The 16,423-nt window shown below is 68.4% G+C and carries 13 protein-coding genes; 8 read left to right on the forward strand and 5 right to left on the reverse strand.

Features of this window, described 5'->3' with window-relative positions; genetic code table 11:
* Positions 1 to 89: 89 nt before the first annotated feature.
* Entirely contained in the window at positions 90 to 1,496 is a 1,407-nt protein-coding gene (locus tag K2Z83_RS23250) for a hypothetical protein (protein WP_220597565.1), read from the reverse strand.
* A 222-nt stretch (positions 1,497 to 1,718) separates the two neighbouring features.
* Here K2Z83_RS23250 and dps point away from each other — a divergent pair, with 222 nt between their 5' ends.
* The 5 genes from dps (at position 1,719) to K2Z83_RS23275 (ending at position 7,322) form a co-directional block, all read left to right on the forward strand.
* Complete coding sequence (dps, locus tag K2Z83_RS23255; RefSeq protein WP_220597566.1) at positions 1,719 to 2,210, forward strand: DNA starvation/stationary phase protection protein Dps; 492 nt, start codon at positions 1,719 to 1,721, stop codon at positions 2,208 to 2,210.
* Positions 2,211 to 2,335: 125 nt separating this feature from the next.
* A complete protein-coding gene (locus tag K2Z83_RS23260; RefSeq protein WP_220597567.1) occupies positions 2,336 to 3,634 on the forward strand; it encodes an extracellular solute-binding protein in 1,299 nt (432 codons plus the stop codon).
* Positions 3,635 to 3,694: 60 nt separating this feature from the next.
* Positions 3,695 to 4,291 carry a zinc ribbon domain-containing protein gene (locus tag K2Z83_RS23265; RefSeq protein WP_220597568.1) on the forward strand — a complete coding sequence of 199 codons (597 nt, stop codon included), beginning with the start codon at positions 3,695 to 3,697 and terminating at the stop codon, positions 4,289 to 4,291.
* An 86-nt stretch (positions 4,292 to 4,377) separates the two neighbouring features.
* A complete protein-coding gene (locus K2Z83_RS23270) occupies positions 4,378 to 5,505 on the forward strand; it encodes a mechanosensitive ion channel family protein (RefSeq protein WP_220597569.1) in 1,128 nt (375 codons plus the stop codon).
* A gap of 80 nt (positions 5,506 to 5,585) precedes the next feature.
* On the forward strand, positions 5,586 to 7,322 hold the full coding sequence (locus K2Z83_RS23275) for a hypothetical protein (protein ID WP_220597570.1): 1,737 nt from the start codon (positions 5,586 to 5,588) through the stop codon (positions 7,320 to 7,322).
* Here K2Z83_RS23275 and K2Z83_RS23280 read toward each other — a convergent pair.
* Together K2Z83_RS23280 and K2Z83_RS23285 are read right to left on the reverse strand one after the other, a co-directional pair.
* Positions 7,261 to 8,151 carry an STAS domain-containing protein gene (locus tag K2Z83_RS23280; RefSeq protein WP_220597571.1) on the reverse strand — a complete coding sequence of 297 codons (891 nt, stop codon included), beginning with the start codon at positions 8,149 to 8,151 and terminating at the stop codon, positions 7,261 to 7,263. The two genes, K2Z83_RS23275 and K2Z83_RS23280, sit on opposite strands and share 62 nt — an antisense overlap.
* 69 nt (positions 8,152 to 8,220) lie before the next feature.
* Positions 8,221 to 8,997, reverse strand: coding sequence for an SAM-dependent methyltransferase (locus tag K2Z83_RS23285; RefSeq protein ID WP_220597572.1), 777 nt, complete (start codon positions 8,995 to 8,997; stop codon positions 8,221 to 8,223).
* A gap of 135 nt (positions 8,998 to 9,132) precedes the next feature.
* Between K2Z83_RS23285 and tgt the strand changes: the two genes are divergently transcribed.
* From tgt to K2Z83_RS23300, 3 genes are all read left to right on the forward strand, one after another.
* Positions 9,133 to 10,410, forward strand: coding sequence for a tRNA guanosine(34) transglycosylase Tgt (gene tgt / locus K2Z83_RS23290; RefSeq protein ID WP_220597573.1), 1,278 nt, complete (start codon positions 9,133 to 9,135; stop codon positions 10,408 to 10,410).
* 177 nt (positions 10,411 to 10,587) lie between these two features.
* Positions 10,588 to 12,129, forward strand: coding sequence for a NuoM family protein (locus K2Z83_RS23295; protein ID WP_220597574.1), 1,542 nt, complete (start codon positions 10,588 to 10,590; stop codon positions 12,127 to 12,129).
* 361 nt (positions 12,130 to 12,490) lie between these two features.
* On the forward strand, positions 12,491 to 13,117 hold the full coding sequence (locus tag K2Z83_RS23300; protein WP_220597575.1) for a hypothetical protein: 627 nt from the start codon (positions 12,491 to 12,493) through the stop codon (positions 13,115 to 13,117).
* A gap of 414 nt (positions 13,118 to 13,531) precedes the next feature.
* On the opposite strand, the gene K2Z83_RS23305 is transcribed toward K2Z83_RS23300, so the two are convergent.
* Positions 13,532 to 15,208: a GAF domain-containing sensor histidine kinase gene (locus K2Z83_RS23305; protein WP_220597576.1), complete on the reverse strand. Its 1,677-nt coding sequence runs from the start codon at positions 15,206 to 15,208 to the stop codon at positions 13,532 to 13,534.
* Between the two features lie 47 nt (positions 15,209 to 15,255).
* Positions 15,256 to 16,416 carry a hypothetical protein gene (locus K2Z83_RS23310; protein ID WP_255604440.1) on the reverse strand — a complete coding sequence of 387 codons (1,161 nt, stop codon included), beginning with the start codon at positions 16,414 to 16,416 and terminating at the stop codon, positions 15,256 to 15,258.
* Positions 16,417 to 16,423: the final 7 nt, after the last annotated feature.

Genomic DNA, 16,423 nt, shown 5'->3' on the forward strand with positions numbered 1-16,423 from the left:
CTTATTCGCGCTAACAATTTTTTTGGCGAGCTGTTGACGGCGAAGCCGTCAACAGCTCGCCAAAAGGCAGGGGCTGGGGTACGGCCTCGTCAGGGTCTCGGCATCAGCAGGTAGTAGCCGTCGGTGAGCCCGGCCGGGGCGGCCTGGAGCGGGGCGACGGTGATCAGGCCGCGCTGGGGGGCCGCGCTGCGCGGGCCGAAGGTCACCCCCACGGCGAGCCGGTCGGCGCCGAGGGCCGCCGCCGCCGCCGGCGATCCTCCCGCCGAGGTGCCCGGCGCCGCCAGGGCCGTCCACAGCTGGCGCGCGCCGAAGTCGGGCCGCAGCAGCAGCGCGAAGGGCTCGCCGCCCTCATAGCCGCCCAGAGTCACCCCGTTGAGCTGCATCGTGTCGCGGCCCTGCATGCAGCACGAGCTGTCGCCCGTCACCAGCAACGCCCCGTCGGCCGCCGCGTCGACCGCCCTGATGCTGATCGAGTTGCCCTTGCCGTCGCTCAGGCGGGTGAGCAGCCACTGGCCGCGCTCCAGCGCGCCGCTGTCCGGGTCGAAGCGGCCGTACCAGGCCAGCGACTTCGCCCCGCTGATGTTGGAGGGCGTGTTGTAGGCGTCGGAGCTGATCAGCTCGGCGCCGCCCAGCTTGCGCGCGATGTCCTGCGGGTCGCGTCCGTAGATCGCGTTGCCGCCATCGGTGAAGCCGGCGAAGTAGAGCATCCCGTCGCGGCCGAGGGCCACCCGCCGCCCCTCTGAGTCGGCGCCCAGGCCCGCCGCGCCCACCGCCGCAGCCGCGAAGTCATAGTCCGTCCAGGCCGGCGCGCCGCCCGTCCCGTAGGCCCGCAGGTAGGCCACCTTCAGGGCGCTGCTCTTCTGCGTGTAGCCGGCGGCGAACACCAGCCCCCGCACATCGTCGATCGCGAGGTCGGCCACCTGCGTGCCGGCCACCTGCCAGCTGACCGGCGCGCCCCCGCCCGCCGCGTACTGGTAGACCGTCGCGCCCACCAGGGCCGCCACGCCGCCGCCCGGCCCGATCGCGCAGCGGCTCACCGCGCCCGGGCTGTCGCTCCAGGCCAGCGCGCCCAGGTCGGCGCGCAGCACCGCCACCCCGAAGTCGCCGCAGGCCACCACCGCGCCCGTCGCGCCCACCTCCATGTCGCTGACGCCTGCGCCGATCCGGGCCATCGCCTCGACCCGCCCCCCGCCCTCACTCAGCCGGATGATCGCCCCGTCGCCACCGCCGGGGAACGTCACGGGGGACAGGCCCGCCGGGCTGTAGCCGGGGAAGGTGCCGGCCAGCAGCAGCCGGCCCGCGCTGTCGAACGCCGCCGCGCTCAGGCTGTCGGCGGCGGGGCCGCCCAGGTAGCTGGCCGTCAGGCTGAGCGGGCGGACGACCAGGGGTAGGTAGACGCGCTCCTCGGTGGCGGCATGTGTGGTGGTCCGGCCCGAGATCAGGAGGGCGGCCATGATCATGATTATGACAAGTGACGAGATACCCAACGTTCGCATTGGTGCCTCCAGAATTCAGCCGGTTTCCGGCGGCGGGCCACAGCGGGCCGCCCTCACGTATTATAAAAATTTAGTTAACCACCAGCGGCCACCGGCGATAGCCTATTCGTCCTCCTCCCACTGAGCCGCTGGCACCATTCCTGCTATACAGGCCATGACGCACAGGCCGGGGCGAGGGCCTCGGGCAGACGTGCGCCACACAAGTACGAGGAGAATTACCTTATGGCCAAGAATCGCACCTTCACCACCCATATCGATATCGCTGCGCCGGCCCGCGATCAGCTGATCGCCCTGATAAACCAGCAGCTCGCTGACACCTTCGACCTGCTGAGCCAGGTGAAGCAGGCCCACTGGAATGTCAAGGGCCCGCAGTTTATCGCCCTCCATGAGCTGTTTGACGACCTGGCCGCGAACCTGCTCGACCACGTGGATACGATCGCCGAGCGCGCCGTGATCCTGGGCGGCCAGGCGCTGGGCACCGCGCGCATGGCCGCCGCCGCCTCGCGCCTCCCCGAGTACCCCGCCGAGATCACCGACGGGATGCAGCACGTGGCCAACCTGGTCGCCCGCTACGCCAAGGTCGGCGCCACGACCCGCCAGGCGATCACCACGGCCACCGAGCTCAACGACGCCGACACGGCCGACATGTTCACCCAGGTCTCGCGCGACCTCGACAAGTACCTCTGGTTCCTGGAGGCGCATATCCAGGCATAGAGCACTGAGACACTGAGGCGCTGAGACACTGAACCACTGAGGCACTGAACCACTGAATCGGTAGTAGCAGCTCCCGATTCAGTGCCTCAGTGTCTCATCACCTCAGTGCTGGTATAATCGCGGCGATGAACACGACACCGCCCGCCCGGCTGCTCGGGCTCGCCCTCTTCCTCACCCTGGCTGTGGCCTGCGCCGGCCCGCCCGCGCCGCCGACGCCCGCGGCCGACGCGCCGACGCCCACGTCGGCATCGAGCGCCACCCCCACGCCGCCAAGCGCCACCCCGCGCCCGGCACCATCACACACGCCCACGCCGGCCCCGCGCCCGCTGCGCCTGTGGGTGGGCGAGGCCGACGCGGCCCTTGATGCAGTGCGCGCCTTGATCGCCGACTACCAGCGCTCAGGCGGCGGGCCGATCACCGTCGTCGCCCACAACCCCGACACCCTGCGCATGAGCGTGGCCGGGGCCGCCCTCACCGGCGACCCGCCGCCCGACCTGATCTGGGCCGACCAGGAGACCCTCGCCGGACTCCTGGCAGACGGGCAGCTCCAGCCGATCCAGGCCGCCGGCGACCCGCTGCCGGGCCTGCTAGAGGACGCCACCGCCCAGGGTGCGCTCTGGGGACTCCCGCTGACCGCCCAGGGCGGCCTGCTCCTGCTCTACAACCAGCAGCTCGCCGCCGGCCCGCCGGCCACCAGCGACGAGCTGATCACCCGCTCGCGCGCCGGGAAGGCCGGCCTCGTGATGGCCTGGGACGAGCCGCGCTGGCTGCTGCCCTGGCTCCACGGCTTCGGCGGGGCCGTCACCGACGCCACAGGCGATACGCCGACCCTCGACAGCCCCGCGATGCTCAGCGCCCTCGGGCTGCTGCGCGAGCTCGCCGTCGCATCACCCCCCGAGGTGAAGACCTACCGCGGCGGCCAGCGCTGGTTCGGCGCCGGCGAGGTGGCCTTCGCCGTCGATGGCGACTGGGCACTGCCCGAGTACCGCACCCTCACCGAGACCCTCGACCTCGGCGTCGCGCAGATGCCGCTGGTCCCGGCGACGGGCCGGCGCGCGCTGCCGATCATCGGCGGCACCTTCCTGATGCTCCAGCGCGATCTCGCCGGGGCCGACCTGGGCCGCGCCCTGTCCTTCGCCGCCTTCCTGGAGCGGCCCGAGACCCAGGCCGGGCTGGCCCGCGCGCTCGGCCGCCTGCCCGCCAGCCGGGAGGCCCTCGCCGACCCGGCCATCCGCGCCGACCCGGCCCTCGCCGCCGCCGCCGCCATGGCCGCCCAGGCCCCCGGACTGCCGCCCACCAAGGCAGCCCGCTGCGCCCTCTTCGGCGTCGATGTCTGGCTGCCAAGCCTGCTACGTGGCACCCTCGACCAGGCCGAGGCGACCAGCAACATGCAGCGCGAGGCCGAGGCATGTGTAACACGCTAGGCGTTCTCTTCGTAGAATAGGTAGTACCCTTAGCGAGACGACACACGAGCGAGCACCCCTATGAGATGCCCATCATGCGACGCAGAGCTGCCAAACGACGCGCGCTTCTGCATTGAGTGCGGCCTCACCCTCGATAGCGCCACCACCGGCCCGACCGTCCACCTGCGCCCCGAGGACCAGGCGCCGGTGACATGCGCGGCCTGCGGGGCCAGCAACCCCGGCCACGCGATCTTCTGCGTGCGCTGCGGCCGGCGCATGGGCGACCCGGCGCCGCAGCCCGCCCCGCCCCGCCCCGCAATAAGCGGCGATGTCATCCAGGGCGCGCCCACCATGCCCACCTTCCAGCGGGCGCGGCGGGCGGCGCCCGGCCGGTCGCGCGACTGGGAGGCCGCCAGCGTGGCGGTCTTCCTGATCGGCATCGCCCTGCTCTTCTTCTCAAAGCTGTTCTGGCCGGGGATCCTGATCGTGATCGGCCTATCCAACTTCGTGCGGGTCGCCGGCCGCGGGCAGATCGGCGTGGGCCTGCGCAACACCTTCTGGCTCTTCGGCCTGGCCTTCCTCTTCATGATGCCGAGGCTGTTCTTCCCCGGAATCCTCGTCCTCGTCGGCCTGAGCGCCCTGCTTGAGGCGATCATGCGCGGCGCGCGGCGGCCGTAGCCTCGCCGATCAACGCATCCCAGGCGCGCGAGTCGGGTATAATGAGAGAATGTACCCCTCTCGTCTCCCTGTAAGAACCCCCGCCAATGGTCGAGGAATTTGACGCAGCCCAGCAGGCAAACCTGCTGGGATCAATCGGGTTACTGCTCGGCCTGATTGTTCTCGGGCTGGTGCTAGAGCTCTGGCCTCTGCGATGGGCTCGCCGCCGATCTATCTCCAGCAACAACCTGCCCGGCGAGGTGATCTTCACCGCGCTCAGCGGGCAGATCCTCTTCTGGAGCATCGTCATCGGCCTCAGCTCCACCACCGGCGACCTCCTGCCGAAGCTGAGCGACCAGATGCGCGCGGCGATCCTCTACGCCGAGGCACTGGCGGTCGTGATCCTGGTCGTGCGCCTGGCCACCAACTGGGTGCGCTTCTCGTTCGAGCGCGCCCAGATCGGCTCCGTCTCGCTGATCAACAATGTGCTGCGCTTCATGGGCGGCATGGTTATCACCACGACCATCCTGGGACTCTACGGCGTGCCCGTCGGCTCCCTGCTCACCGTGGTGGCCGGCAGCAGCGTCGGCCTCTCCCTGGCCCTGCGCGACCCGCTGGCTAATCTGTTCTCGGGCATGACCGTCATCGCCTCGAACAAGATCCGTCCCGGCGACTATGTCCGCCTGAGCTCCGGCGAGGAGGGCTACATCACCGATATCCGCTGGGCCGACACCTACATCCGCCAGCTCTCCAACAACCTGATCGTCGTGCCCAACTCGCTGATGACGAGCACGATCGTGATCAACTACAGCCGCCCCGAGTCTGAGCAGTCTGTCCTGATACCCATGGGCGTGAGCTACGCCAGCGACCTCGAGCTCGTCGAGCGCGTGGTGGCCGAGGTGGGTGTCGAGGTCATGGAAGAGGTGGACGGCGGCGTCGCTGAGTTCGCGCCCTTCATCCGCTATACCACCTTCAACGCGTCGAGCATCGACTTCAACGTCATTCTGCGCGCGAACTCCTTCGTCGACCAGTATCTGCTCAAGCACGAGTTCATCAAGCGTGTGCGCGCCCGCTTCCACCAGGAGGGCATTAGCATCCCCTTCCCGATCCGCACGCTCAACCTCAACGGGCCGATCCCGGTGCAGATCCAGGGGACAGGAGTCGGGGGACAGGGGACAGGAGACGGCGGGAAGGAGTCGGGAGTCGATGGGCAGGAGTCGGGGGAGCGGGGATGAGCGCCATACGACACCAGCATCCTACACGACGCAGGGACTCCCCGCTTGCGCTATCGGCTATCGGCTATCGGCTATCGGCTATGCCCCGCGCGCTATTGGCTATCGGCTATCTCCTATCGGCTATCCTCCTGATCGCCCTCGCCGGATGCGGCAACCTCGCCGGCACAGCGGAGACAGCCGCCCCCGCCAGCCCGACGGCGGCGGCGGGAGAGCCGCCGGTCGAGCACTCGCCCACCGCCACCGCCGCCCCCAGCACGAGCGACCGGATCGCCTTCTCCTCGGATCGCGGCGGGAACGAGGAGATCTTCGTGATGAATGCCGACGGCTCGGGGCTGGCCCGCCTCACCGACCACACCGCCCGCGACTATGAGCCCGCATGGGCGCCGAGCCGCCGCCAGATCGCCTTTGTCTCTGAGCGCACCGGCGTCGCCCAGATCTACCTGATCGCGCCTGACGGCAGCGAGCTGCGCCGGATGACCGACGAGCAGGATGGCGCCGTCGCCCCAGCGTGGTCGCCCGATGGCACACAGATCGCCTATGTGGCGACGCGCGGGGAGAAGACGGTGCTGGCGGTGATCACGATCGCGAGCGGCGAGATCCACGACCTCTTCGCCAACCCGCCCCGCATCGGCGCGCCGGCCTGGTCGCCCGATGGGCGGCGCATCGCCTTCTCGGCCGCCGACCCCACCGCGAGCAATAATCGTGAGATCTACCTGGCCAACGCCGACCAGTCGGGCAGCATCATCAACCTGACCAACAACGCCGCCAGCGACGAGCGGCCGGCATGGTCGCCCGATGGACAGCGCATCGCCTTCGAGCGGCGGCGCGGCGGCCAGAGCGACATCTATGTGATGAACGCCGACGGCGCGGCCCAGACCCCGCTCACCGACAGCCCGGCCGACGATGAGTCACCCTCGTGGGCCCGCGATGGCCGGCGGATCGCCTTCGCCTCCGACCGCGATGGAAACTTTGAGATCTACACGATGGGCGACAGCGGCCAGGATCTGCTCAGGCTGACCGAGCACCCGGCCGACGATCTGACGCCGCGCTTCCCGCCCCCGCCGCCCCTGCGCGCCAGCGACGAGCTCCTGATCGCCACAAGCCCGGTCGGCAGCGCGCGGAGCCTGCGACTCATCTCCATCGATAGCGGTCAGAGCAGCGCGCTCACCGATAACCTGCTCTTTGATGAGATCACCCCCGCATGGTCGCCCGACGGACAGCGCATCGCCTTCGCCTCCGACCGCAGCACCTTCGACATCTACCTGATGAACGCCGACGGCTCGGGGCTGGTCGCCCTTACCAACGGCTCATCCCGCGACCTCCACCCCGCATGGTCGCCCGATGGCCAGCGCATCGCCTTCGAGAGCAACCGCAACGGGAGCTGGGATATCTACGTGGTCAACGTCGATGGGTCGGGCGAGCCAACGCGGCTGACCGACAGCCCGGCCAACGATGGCAACCCCACATGGTCGCCCGACGGCGAGCAGATCGCCTTCGCCTCCGACCGCAGCGGGAATTTTGACATCTACCTGCTCGATGTGGCCAACGGCGGGGGGGCTTCTGACCTGACGAACAGCCCGGCCAATGAGGTCACCAACAGCCCCGCCGACGACACCACCCCGACCTGGTCGCCCAGCAGCGATCAGATCGCCTTCGCCTCAAACCGCAGCGGAGAGACGACAGCCGGCGGGGAGGCGATAGGCAGCAGCTACCACATCTACGTCTACACAATCAGCTCGGGCGCGCTGAGGCAGATCACCGCCACAGGGATAAGCGAGCAGTACCCTGCCTGGCGGCCGCAGCGCTCGCAGCCGTGATCGCCTGCACCGAGAGGCCACGCCGGCGCAGCGCGTAGACGATCCCCTCCTGGAGCGTGCCGAGCGTGATGATCTCGGTGATCACCAGGCCCAGCTGGGTGATCGTCTGCGCGATCTCGGGGTTGATCCCGACGAGCACCACCGTGGCGCCCAGCAGGCCCACCGCCCGCGCCGTCTGGAGCAGGTGCTGCACCACACCCGTGTCTACCATGGCCACGCCGGTGATATCGATGATCAGGCTATCGGCCTGATGTCGGGAGATGCTCTCCAGGACGTTCTCCATCACATCCTGGGCCCGGCGTGTGTCGATCGAACCGATCAGGGGCAGCACCAGGATACCATCGTAGAGCGGGATCACCGGTGCCGATAGCTCGGTGACGAGGGCGGCCAGGCGATCCTGTTCCTGCTGGCTGCGCTCCGCAGCCAGCCGCTGCCGATCACTCTCCTCACGCTGCTCGGCCAGCGCGCGCACCACCGCCTCGCGCAGATCCTCCTGCTCACGCCGCAGCCCGTCGAGCTCGGCCTTATGCCATGCGGCGATCAGAGTGGCCATACGGCCGGATACCTGCGCCAGCATCGGCAGATCCGCCGCATCCAGCGCGGCCTGCTGAACAGCGAGGCCGGCCTCCTGAGCCGAAACAAAGGACAGCCCGCGCGCCACCATCCGCGCCGCCGGATGGTCGAGATTCTCCTGCGGGTCGAGCAGCAGCCCTACCAGCTCTCGCCCCATATCAGCCAGGTGCGTCGGAGGTAACATCCCGCGGTTCGTGAATGCGCGCCGCCGCAGGGCCGCGCCGGCGACGCGCTCAAGATCATTGCGATCAGTCATTGAGGCTCTCTTGCTCTATAGGTGCCGTAGGAGCGCAGCGTGCTGCGCCCCTACGGCATGCCTGTGTTCCTACGGCCGCACCGCGATCATGCCGTAGAGATCAAGCGGCTCTTTCTCAAGCCCGGTCTCGCTGGGAGTGCGCCACTCGTCGTCCACCCCATTCCACCTGTTCAGCTCGATCAGCCCGGGCGACAGCAGATCCCAGCGCGCGAGCATCTCCTGCGCGGCGGCCATCGAGAGTCCATAGACCGGCGATCGCATCTGGCGGTAGATCGCCGCGACCTGGCTCTGCGCAAAGCCGTTCACGTCACCGATCAGCCAGGACATCGCAATCTGTGAGCCAGGGGCGCACCATGCGTAGAGCGCGTCAAGCACGCCCCGCAGCGTCTCGGTATCAATGAAGTAGCTCGCCCCGATAAAGGAGATGGCGATTCGGCGCTGGCCACCGAAGTGCGCGTCGGCGGCGGCGAGGATCGCATCAATATCGGCGATATTCGACTGCACAAACTGGATGTTCGACGTCTCACCCACAATGCTCCGCCCGTAGGCGATCGTCACCGGGTCGATGTCGTTGTAGAGGATGCGCGCGTCGGGGGCCAGGTCGTGGATGTAGCCCTCGGTGGGCAGGCCGGTGGCGAGATCGAGGTAGCAGTCGAAGCGGGCGTCGACGAGGCGCTGGACTGCGTCGTGCATGAACCAGCGGTTGAGCAGCGCTCCGGCCTTGATTGAGGGAAGGATCTTGCTGAGCTGCTCGGCAGTTGTCCGATCAACCTCGAAGTTGTGGTTGCCGCCAAGATAGTAGTCGTAGATTCTGCCCCCATTTGGCTTCGTGGTGTCAATGTCCAATCTGCACTCCTTACTAACCAAGCTTGAATTGCCCGATATTTGCACTCATCATACCATGATCTCGAAACCACATGGCTCGGGGCGCGGCGGATCCGCCGCAAAACCCAGCACCAAATGCTGCTATACTTGACGTATATGAGCATCTTCAGCATCACCGCCAGGGACGAGCGCAGCCGGGCGCGGGCCGGGGTCGTCCGCACCGCCCACGGCGATATCGCCACGCCCGTGTTCATGCCGGTCGGCACGCGCGGCACCGTCAAGGCGATCACGCCCCGCGAGCTGCGCGAGCACGGCGCGTCGATCATCCTGGGCAACACCTACCACCTCTACCTCCAGCCGGGCCACGAGCTGATCGCCCGCCACGGGGGGCTGCACGGCTTCACCAGCTGGGACGGCCCCATCCTGACCGATAGCGGCGGCTTCCAGGTCTTCTCGCTGGTCTACGGCGGCATCGCCGACGAGATCAAGGGCCGCCGCCCGCAGCACGCCCAGCAGCTCCAGGGCATGGTCAAGGTCACCGAGGACGCGGTGATCTTCAAGTCCTACGTCGATGGGTCGCGGCACACCTTCACGCCCGAGCGATCCATGCAGATCCAGCACGGCCTCGGCGCCGACATCATCGTCTGCTTCGACGAGCTGCCGCCCTTCCGCGCCACCTACGACTACACCCGCCAGAGCATGGACCGCACCCACCGCTGGGCCGCCCGCTGCCTGGCCGCCCACCGCGAGCGCGACCCGGCCAGCCTGCCCAACCCCGACCAGTACCTCTTCGGCATCGTCCACGGCGGGGTCTTCCCCGACCTGCGCAAGGCCAGCGCCGAGCATATCGCCGCCATGGGATTCGACGGCTTCTGCATCGGCGGCTCCCTCGGCGGCGATAAGCCCCAGATGTACGATGTGATCGATATGACGGTGCCGCATATGCCCGACGGCATGGCCCGCCACCTGCTCGGCGTCGGCGATGTCGACGACCTGCTGGAGGGCGTGGCCCGCGGCATCGATATGTTCGACTGCGTCAGCCCGACCCGCCTCGGCCGCCACGGCGCGGCTCTCGTGCGCGACCCCGCCCGGCGCTGGAAGCTGAACGTCCAGAACGCCAGCCTGCGCGATGACGGCGGCCCGCTCCAGCCCGGCTGCACCTGCGAGACCTGCCGCACCTTCTCGCGGGCCTACATCCACCACCTCTACAAGGCGAATGAGATCCTCGGCCTGCGCCTGGTGAGCCTGCACAATGTGGCCTTCCTGCTCAACCTGATGGCCGAGGTGCGCGCCGCGATCGCCGAGGGGCGATTCGCCGAGATGTACGAGGCCTGGCTCGGCAAGCCGATGATGGTTGAGGACAGGGGACAGGGGACAGGGGACAGGGGACAGGGGACAGGGGACAGGGGACAGGCAATAGGCAATAGGCAATAGGCAATAGGCAATAGGCAATAGTTTCGGAGCAGGGCAAACGCCGCTTGCCTGTACCCTGTACCCTGTACCCTGTCCCCTTGCGTTGACAAATGCGCCCTTTCGGCGTATAACTGCCCTCGTGAACCCGCTCACGAATAACCCCACTCGCCTGTACCTTCGCCATAAGGTGACAGCTCTATGCATGTGATCAGCCTGCCCATCCTCTCGATCACGCTCTGGCTCCCGGCCCTGGGCGCCCTGGCCCTAATGCTCACGCCCGCCAGCCAGGCCGAGACGCAGCGCCGCATCGCCCTCGGCTTCGCGATCGCGGCCCTGGCGGCGGCCGTCGCGACGGCGGCGATGTACCTGACAGGCCAGGCATCCCCGCAGGGCATGGCCGAGCCGGCCCTGCCCTGGATCCCTGCCTGGGGTAGCAGCTACCACCTGGGAATCGACGGGGTCAGCATCTGGCTGGTTGTCCTGGCGGCGCTGCTGGCGCCCTTCGCCATCGGCGCAACCTGGGGCCAGCCCGAGGGCCGGCTGCGCGGCATGCTCGCCCTGCTCCTGGCCTTCGAGTCGGCCATGCTCGGCACCTTCATGGCCCAGGACATGCTGCTCTTCTATGTGTTCTGGGAGGTCGCGCTCATCCCGGCGGTCTTCCTGATCGGCATCTGGGGCGGCGAGGACGGCCCGCGCGCGGCGCTGAAGATGTTCCTCTACACCTTCAGCGGCTCGGTGCTCATGCTGCTCGGCATCATCGGCGTGTATATGCTCCACGCCCAGCAGGGCGCGACCACCTTCGATATTGGCACCATCGTCGCCGACCTGCGCTCGGGGGCCTTCGTGATCGATGCGGGGGTCGAGCGGCTGCTCTTCGGCGCATTCTTCGCCGCCTTCGCGATCAAGCTGGCCCTCTGGCCCTTCCACACCTGGGTGCCCGCCGCCTACAGCGCCGCGCCGACCCCGGTGGCGATCATGCTCGCCGCCATCATGTCGAAGTTCGGCACCTACGGCCTGATCCGCTTCAACCTGGCCCTCTTCCCGCAGGCCTCCCAGTGGGCCGCGCCCGCCGTCGCCATCCTCGCCGTGATCGGCATCATCTACGCCGCGACCACGGCCTTCGCCCAGACCGATATGCAGCGGCTGGTGGCCTACTCCTCGGTGAGCCATATGAACGCCATCGCCCTGGGCATCTTCGCGCTCAACGCGATCGGCATCAGCGGCGCGGTGGTGCAGATGCTAGCCCACGGCGTGAACACCGCCGCCCTGCTGCTGCTGGTGTCCGTGCTCTACGAGCGCCGGGGCACCCGCGAGATCACCGCCTTCAGCGGGCTCTGGAAGACGATGCCCGTCTATGGCGGGCTGACCCTGCTGGTCATCCTGGCCAGCATGGGACTGCCCGGACTGAACGCCTTCATCGGCGAGTTCACGATTATGCAGGGCACATTGAGCTCGCAGGTGCTCGGCTGGCCCTTCGCCGGCGGCGCAGTGATCGGCGTCATCCTGGTGGCCGCCTATATGCTGCGTATGTTCCGCATCGGCTTTATGGGCGAGGCCCGCGACGAGGGGCTGAGCGACCTCAGCCGGCGCGAGGTGATCCCCCTGGCGCTCCTGGCCGTCGCCATCGTGGCCGCCGGGCTCTTCCCCAGCCTGCTCTTCGCGCCGCTCCAGGGCGCCGTGGATGGGCTGGTGCAGCACCTCGGCCCGGCCACCGCCGCCCTCGCCAGAATACCGCGCTGACCTCACATCAGGCAAGCCCCCTACCTGCCATGACGAAACGCGCCAGCTTCGCTGGCGCGTTTCGTCATGGCAACAGCAGGGCCACGTCATTGTCGTCCGGCCTCGGCGCCGTGAGACCGAAGTCCCCGGCTGGATCCTGGGCGAAGGCCGCGCAGGCGGCCTTCGCCGAAGAATCAGCCCGCGACTTCAGTCGCCGGGCGGTCGGGCCAGAGAACAATGACGTAGCCCTAATGGCAACAGGTCCGCCGGTTGCCCGCTCCGCCAGAAGGCGGTACAATAGCGCGATACAATCCTGTTCCCTGTCCCCTGTTCCCTGTCCCCTGTTCCCTGTCCCCCGCGCGCGAGCGCACGAGGAGCGAGCATGTTGAGCTATGACGACCTGGTGAGCGGCCTTGAGGATGCCTGGCTGGCGGTGGGGCTTCACGAGCACGCCTTCATCGAGAGCGTGATCCCTACAACGCACGACCGCACCTGCAAGATCGAGCTCTTCCCCGAGCACGACGAGCCGCTGACCAATGAGAATATCCCGCCCTGGCTGGAGCTCGGATTCACCTGGTCCGCCGTCCACCAGCTGATCGCGGAGGGCCGCGATCTGCCCTCTGAGCCGCTCGACCTAACCTGGTCCTACACGGTGACGCTGGCAAATGCGCTCGATCGCAGCGACGCCGAGCTGGTGCGCATGTTCCAGCGGGCCGTCCACGGCGCCTTCGTGCGCTACTACCCCGCCGAGGCCACCGAGATGGAGCCAGTGGCGGTGGAGGTGCGCCGGATCTACCAGAGCGACGGCCAGAAGCTCACGGTCGACTCCATCCAGATGGTCAGCACCACCATCTCCGATCTGTTCGAGCAGTGGGGCGACCGCGACCTCGCCGGGCTGCGGATGCTCCTGCGCATCGAGCTTCAGCTCGCCAGCGCGATCATCGCCAATCTGAGCGACGCCTTCACGCCCCGCGGGCGCGGCGGCTACCGCTCCGTCGACGCGGCGTAGGGGCGCAGGCTGCTGCGTCCCGGCATACGGACGCAGCACGGACGGTGCGGCGGTAGGGCACGATCAGGCTGAAGAGCCGGCGGGTCACGGGCGGCTCTTCAGCCGCGGCGGTGATGGCGGGTGATGATAGTTCCATACGTATATGGTACACCCGACCTGAGCGAGCATGGCGCCTGATCGCGCTGGTGCTTGGGTGGCACAGCCCCAGGTATCGCTTGTTGTTTTGGCGGAATATGCCAGCGAAGCTGGCATATTCCGCCAAAACAACACCCTCACCGTCCGGCGTCGGTCGGCGCGTCGGGCGACTCCTCCCACGGGCGGATGAACGTCTCCGGCTCGACGTGCAGCGCGTCGGCGACCCGGTTGATGTAATGGATCCAGGGCATAGACGCATCTCCTTATTTCATATAGCGGCTATCGGCCATCGGCCACGGGCAGCACTACCGTGAAGGTGCTGCCGACACCCAGGGCGCTCTGCACCTCCACCCGGCCACCGTGCAGGCGCACGATCTCGTGGACGACGAAGAGCCCGATCCCCAGCCCGCCGGTCGGGTGGTCGTCGGCGTTGCGGGCCTGGTAGTAGCGCTCGAAGAGCTTCGCCCGCGCCTCCTCGGGGATGCCGATTCCCTGGTCACACACAGCGAGTCGTGTCAGACCCGCGTCCACCGTGATCGCCACGCGAATCGCTCCGCCCTGCGGGCTGTACTTCACCGCGTTCCCCAGCAGGTTGAGGAGCACCTGCTCGATCCGCGCGGCGTCGCCGTCGATCAGCGCTGGGCTCTCGGGCGTCGCAAGGGAGATCGTATGCTGCTCCAATGTTGGCGCGATGTCGGCGACCACCCGCTGCGTTAGGGGGGTGAGGTCGAACACCTCCCTGGAGATGCTCATCTGGCCGCCGCGCATCCGGCTCACGTCGAGCAGCGCGTCGATCTGTCCTACCAGGCGCCGGGCGTCGTCGCTGGCCTGCCTGATTGTGGTAATGTTCCGCTCGCTGCCGCCCTCGCGGCTCAAGCGGCGCTCGATCATCTGAAGCCTGCCGATCAGCGGGGTCAGCGGGTTCTTCAGCTCGTGGGCGGCCACCGAGAGGAAGTCGTCGCGCAGCTGCACGGCCTCACGGGCTACTGCGTGGGCGCGCGCCCCGGCGATCTGGCCGGACACCTGGTCGGCCACCCGCTCGATGAACTCGCGGTAGTCATCATCGAGCGGGAGCCTCGGGCTCAGCCCGGCCACCAGATAGCCGTGCGGCGTGAGCTCGCCGCGCGTCCGGATTGGCACAACCATAGCTGATGTCGCGGGGAGGCCCCAGGGGCCTCCCGGCAGATCTGCGAGCTCGGGCGGCAGCTCGCGCATGATCACCGGCTGCTCGGCGGCCAGCGCCTCGGCGAAGGGCCACGGCCCCCCGCCAATCGTCGTCTGCGCCGGCGCCGCCGGGTGGCCCGCATCCAGGTGTGCGGCGCCGGCCAGAGTCAGGTCGGCGCTCGCACGGGCGCCCAGATAGAGCAGCGCGAAGGGGAGATCTGCCGGGTCCTGCGCCAGCACCTCGGCCGCGCGGCGACACACCTCGGCCTCAACCCGCACGCCCACCAGCGCCGCTGAGAGATCGCGCCCCGTGTGCAGCCGGCGCTCCGCGATCACTCGCCGTGTCGTCTCCGTCACCGCGATGAAGATCCCGTCGACGTTGGACTCACCCCAGATCGGCCCATACGAAAAGGTGAAGTAGCCCTCCTCTTGGGTGCCATTCCGCACGAGCGTCAGCTGCATATCATCGGCCCATGTGGCCTGTCCGGTGGCCCGCACGCCGTCGAGCATCGGGCGCACCACATCCCACACCTCCGGCCAGATCGCGACGCCGGGCTCGCCGAGCGCGCGCGGATGCTTGTCGGCGGCGATCGGGATATAGGCGTCGTTATAGAAGTGGGTGTACTCTGTGCCCCACAAGATCTGCATGGGGAAGCGCGATCCGAGCATCATGCCCAGTGCGGTGATCAGGTTCTGCGGCCAGACCTCGATCTGCCCGAGCGGCGTCTGCCCCCAGCCATGATCCCCGATGCGGGCTGCCATCTCTCCGGCCAGCGAGCGAATTCGTTTCATAGCCGTAGATCGTATCTAAAAGCCTCAGGCTGCAATTCGCGATCACCCTAGCGTGGCGTGCGGTACGGGCCGAGGTAGCGCTGAACCGTGGGCATGTCGAAGTCGCGCTGGAGGGTGGTGCGGGCGCCCTCGGCGGTGGCGGCCAGGGCGTGGCCGAGCTGGCGGCAGATCGCATCGGCCAGGAACTGCGGGAGCGGCTCCTGCACGCTGCTGATCTGGAGGGCGCCGCGGAAGGTGGCCAGCACAGCGCCGAGCGGCTCGCGGGCGATCAGGGCCGCCGGAAGCTCGATGCGGTAGGCCGGGCCGAGGGCGTCGGGCCGATAGTAGAGCACATAGAGCTGGCCGTAGGCGTGCTCGATCGCCGTGCGCAGCGCTCTAAAGTCGCCCGCCGCCGGGCTGCGGTAGCCGGTGAGCAGGTGCGTGCGGTCGCGGCGGATGAGCGGCACTGGCAGCGCGTACTCGCCCGCGTTCAGCACGCTCGTCCAGAGGGTGCGGTCAGTGATCACGCCGCTCAGGTGCGGCGCGAGCGCCAGCACATCGTCGGCCGCCGTGGCCGACTTCGGGTGGGCCACCACGCGCCGGCACTCCAGCACCAGCCGCCAGTCGTCATCGCGGAAGAAGGCGGTGATCAGATCCTCGAAGCTCGCCCACCATGCCGGCGCGGCTCCGCCCTTATGGTCCTGGGCGTAGCGGACGAGCAGCCGGTTGATCTCAATCAGCATCGAGTAGAAGGAGCCATCCAGGACAAACAGGCCGCTGCTGGTGGCCCGGATCCGCCGGGCCAGCAGGCGCAGCTCCATGACGCAGCGCAGCCCGCCCAGGATGCCATCCAGCTCCTCCACCGGCGGCATCAGCTGCACCAGCACATCCTGGTCGGTCAGCGTCGCCTCCTCCACCGCCGCGGCCGCGATGGCCGCGAAGGTCGCCCCGGCCGCCGGCACCGTGGCGTGGGCTCCGTCCACCGCGCAGAGCCGCCGCGTCGGCCCGTCGGGGGCCGGCCTGATCCGGCGGTCTAGCGCGGCGCGCAGCCGCTCGCGCTCATCCTCAAGCTGCTCCAGCGTGCCCCGGCAGGCGTCGGCGCAGGCCGTGATCGCCGCCAGAACCGCCGCCGGCAGCGCCGCCGTGCCCAGGTTGTTGTGCTGCTCGTCGCGCATCATTTCGAATGTTGAATGTTGAATGTTGAATGTTGAATGTCTGTCATTCAACATTCAACAT

The sequence above is a fragment of the Oscillochloris sp. ZM17-4 genome, assembly GCF_019599295.1.
Lineage (GTDB): Bacteria > Chloroflexota > Chloroflexia > Chloroflexales > Chloroflexaceae > Oscillochloris.

What these genes read in the sequence shown, in the direction of transcription:
- K2Z83_RS23265 (WP_220597568.1), top strand. Translation starts at nt 3,695, where the DNA reads ATGAGATGCCCATCATGCGACGCAGAGCTGCCAAACGACGCGCGCTTC.
- tgt (WP_220597573.1), top strand. Translation starts at nt 9,133, where the DNA reads ATGAGCATCTTCAGCATCACCGCCAGGGACGAGCGCAGCCGGGCGCGG.
- K2Z83_RS23300 (WP_220597575.1), top strand. Translation starts at nt 12,491, where the DNA reads ATGTTGAGCTATGACGACCTGGTGAGCGGCCTTGAGGATGCCTGGCTG.
- K2Z83_RS23310 (WP_255604440.1), bottom strand. Translation starts at nt 16,416, where the DNA reads ATGTTGAATGACAGACATTCAACATTCAACATTCAACATTCAACATTC.
- K2Z83_RS23280 (WP_220597571.1), bottom strand. Translation starts at nt 8,151, where the DNA reads ATGACTGATCGCAATGATCTTGAGCGCGTCGCCGGCGCGGCCCTGCGG.
- K2Z83_RS23260 (WP_220597567.1), top strand. Translation starts at nt 2,336, where the DNA reads ATGAACACGACACCGCCCGCCCGGCTGCTCGGGCTCGCCCTCTTCCTC.
- K2Z83_RS23275 (WP_220597570.1), top strand. Translation starts at nt 5,586, where the DNA reads ATGCCCCGCGCGCTATTGGCTATCGGCTATCTCCTATCGGCTATCCTC.
- K2Z83_RS23270 (WP_220597569.1), top strand. Translation starts at nt 4,378, where the DNA reads ATGGTCGAGGAATTTGACGCAGCCCAGCAGGCAAACCTGCTGGGATCA.
- K2Z83_RS23295 (WP_220597574.1), top strand. Translation starts at nt 10,588, where the DNA reads ATGCATGTGATCAGCCTGCCCATCCTCTCGATCACGCTCTGGCTCCCG.
- dps (WP_220597566.1), top strand. Translation starts at nt 1,719, where the DNA reads ATGGCCAAGAATCGCACCTTCACCACCCATATCGATATCGCTGCGCCG.
- K2Z83_RS23305 (WP_220597576.1), bottom strand. Translation starts at nt 15,208, where the DNA reads ATGAAACGAATTCGCTCGCTGGCCGGAGAGATGGCAGCCCGCATCGGG.
- K2Z83_RS23250 (WP_220597565.1), bottom strand. Translation starts at nt 1,496, where the DNA reads ATGCGAACGTTGGGTATCTCGTCACTTGTCATAATCATGATCATGGCC.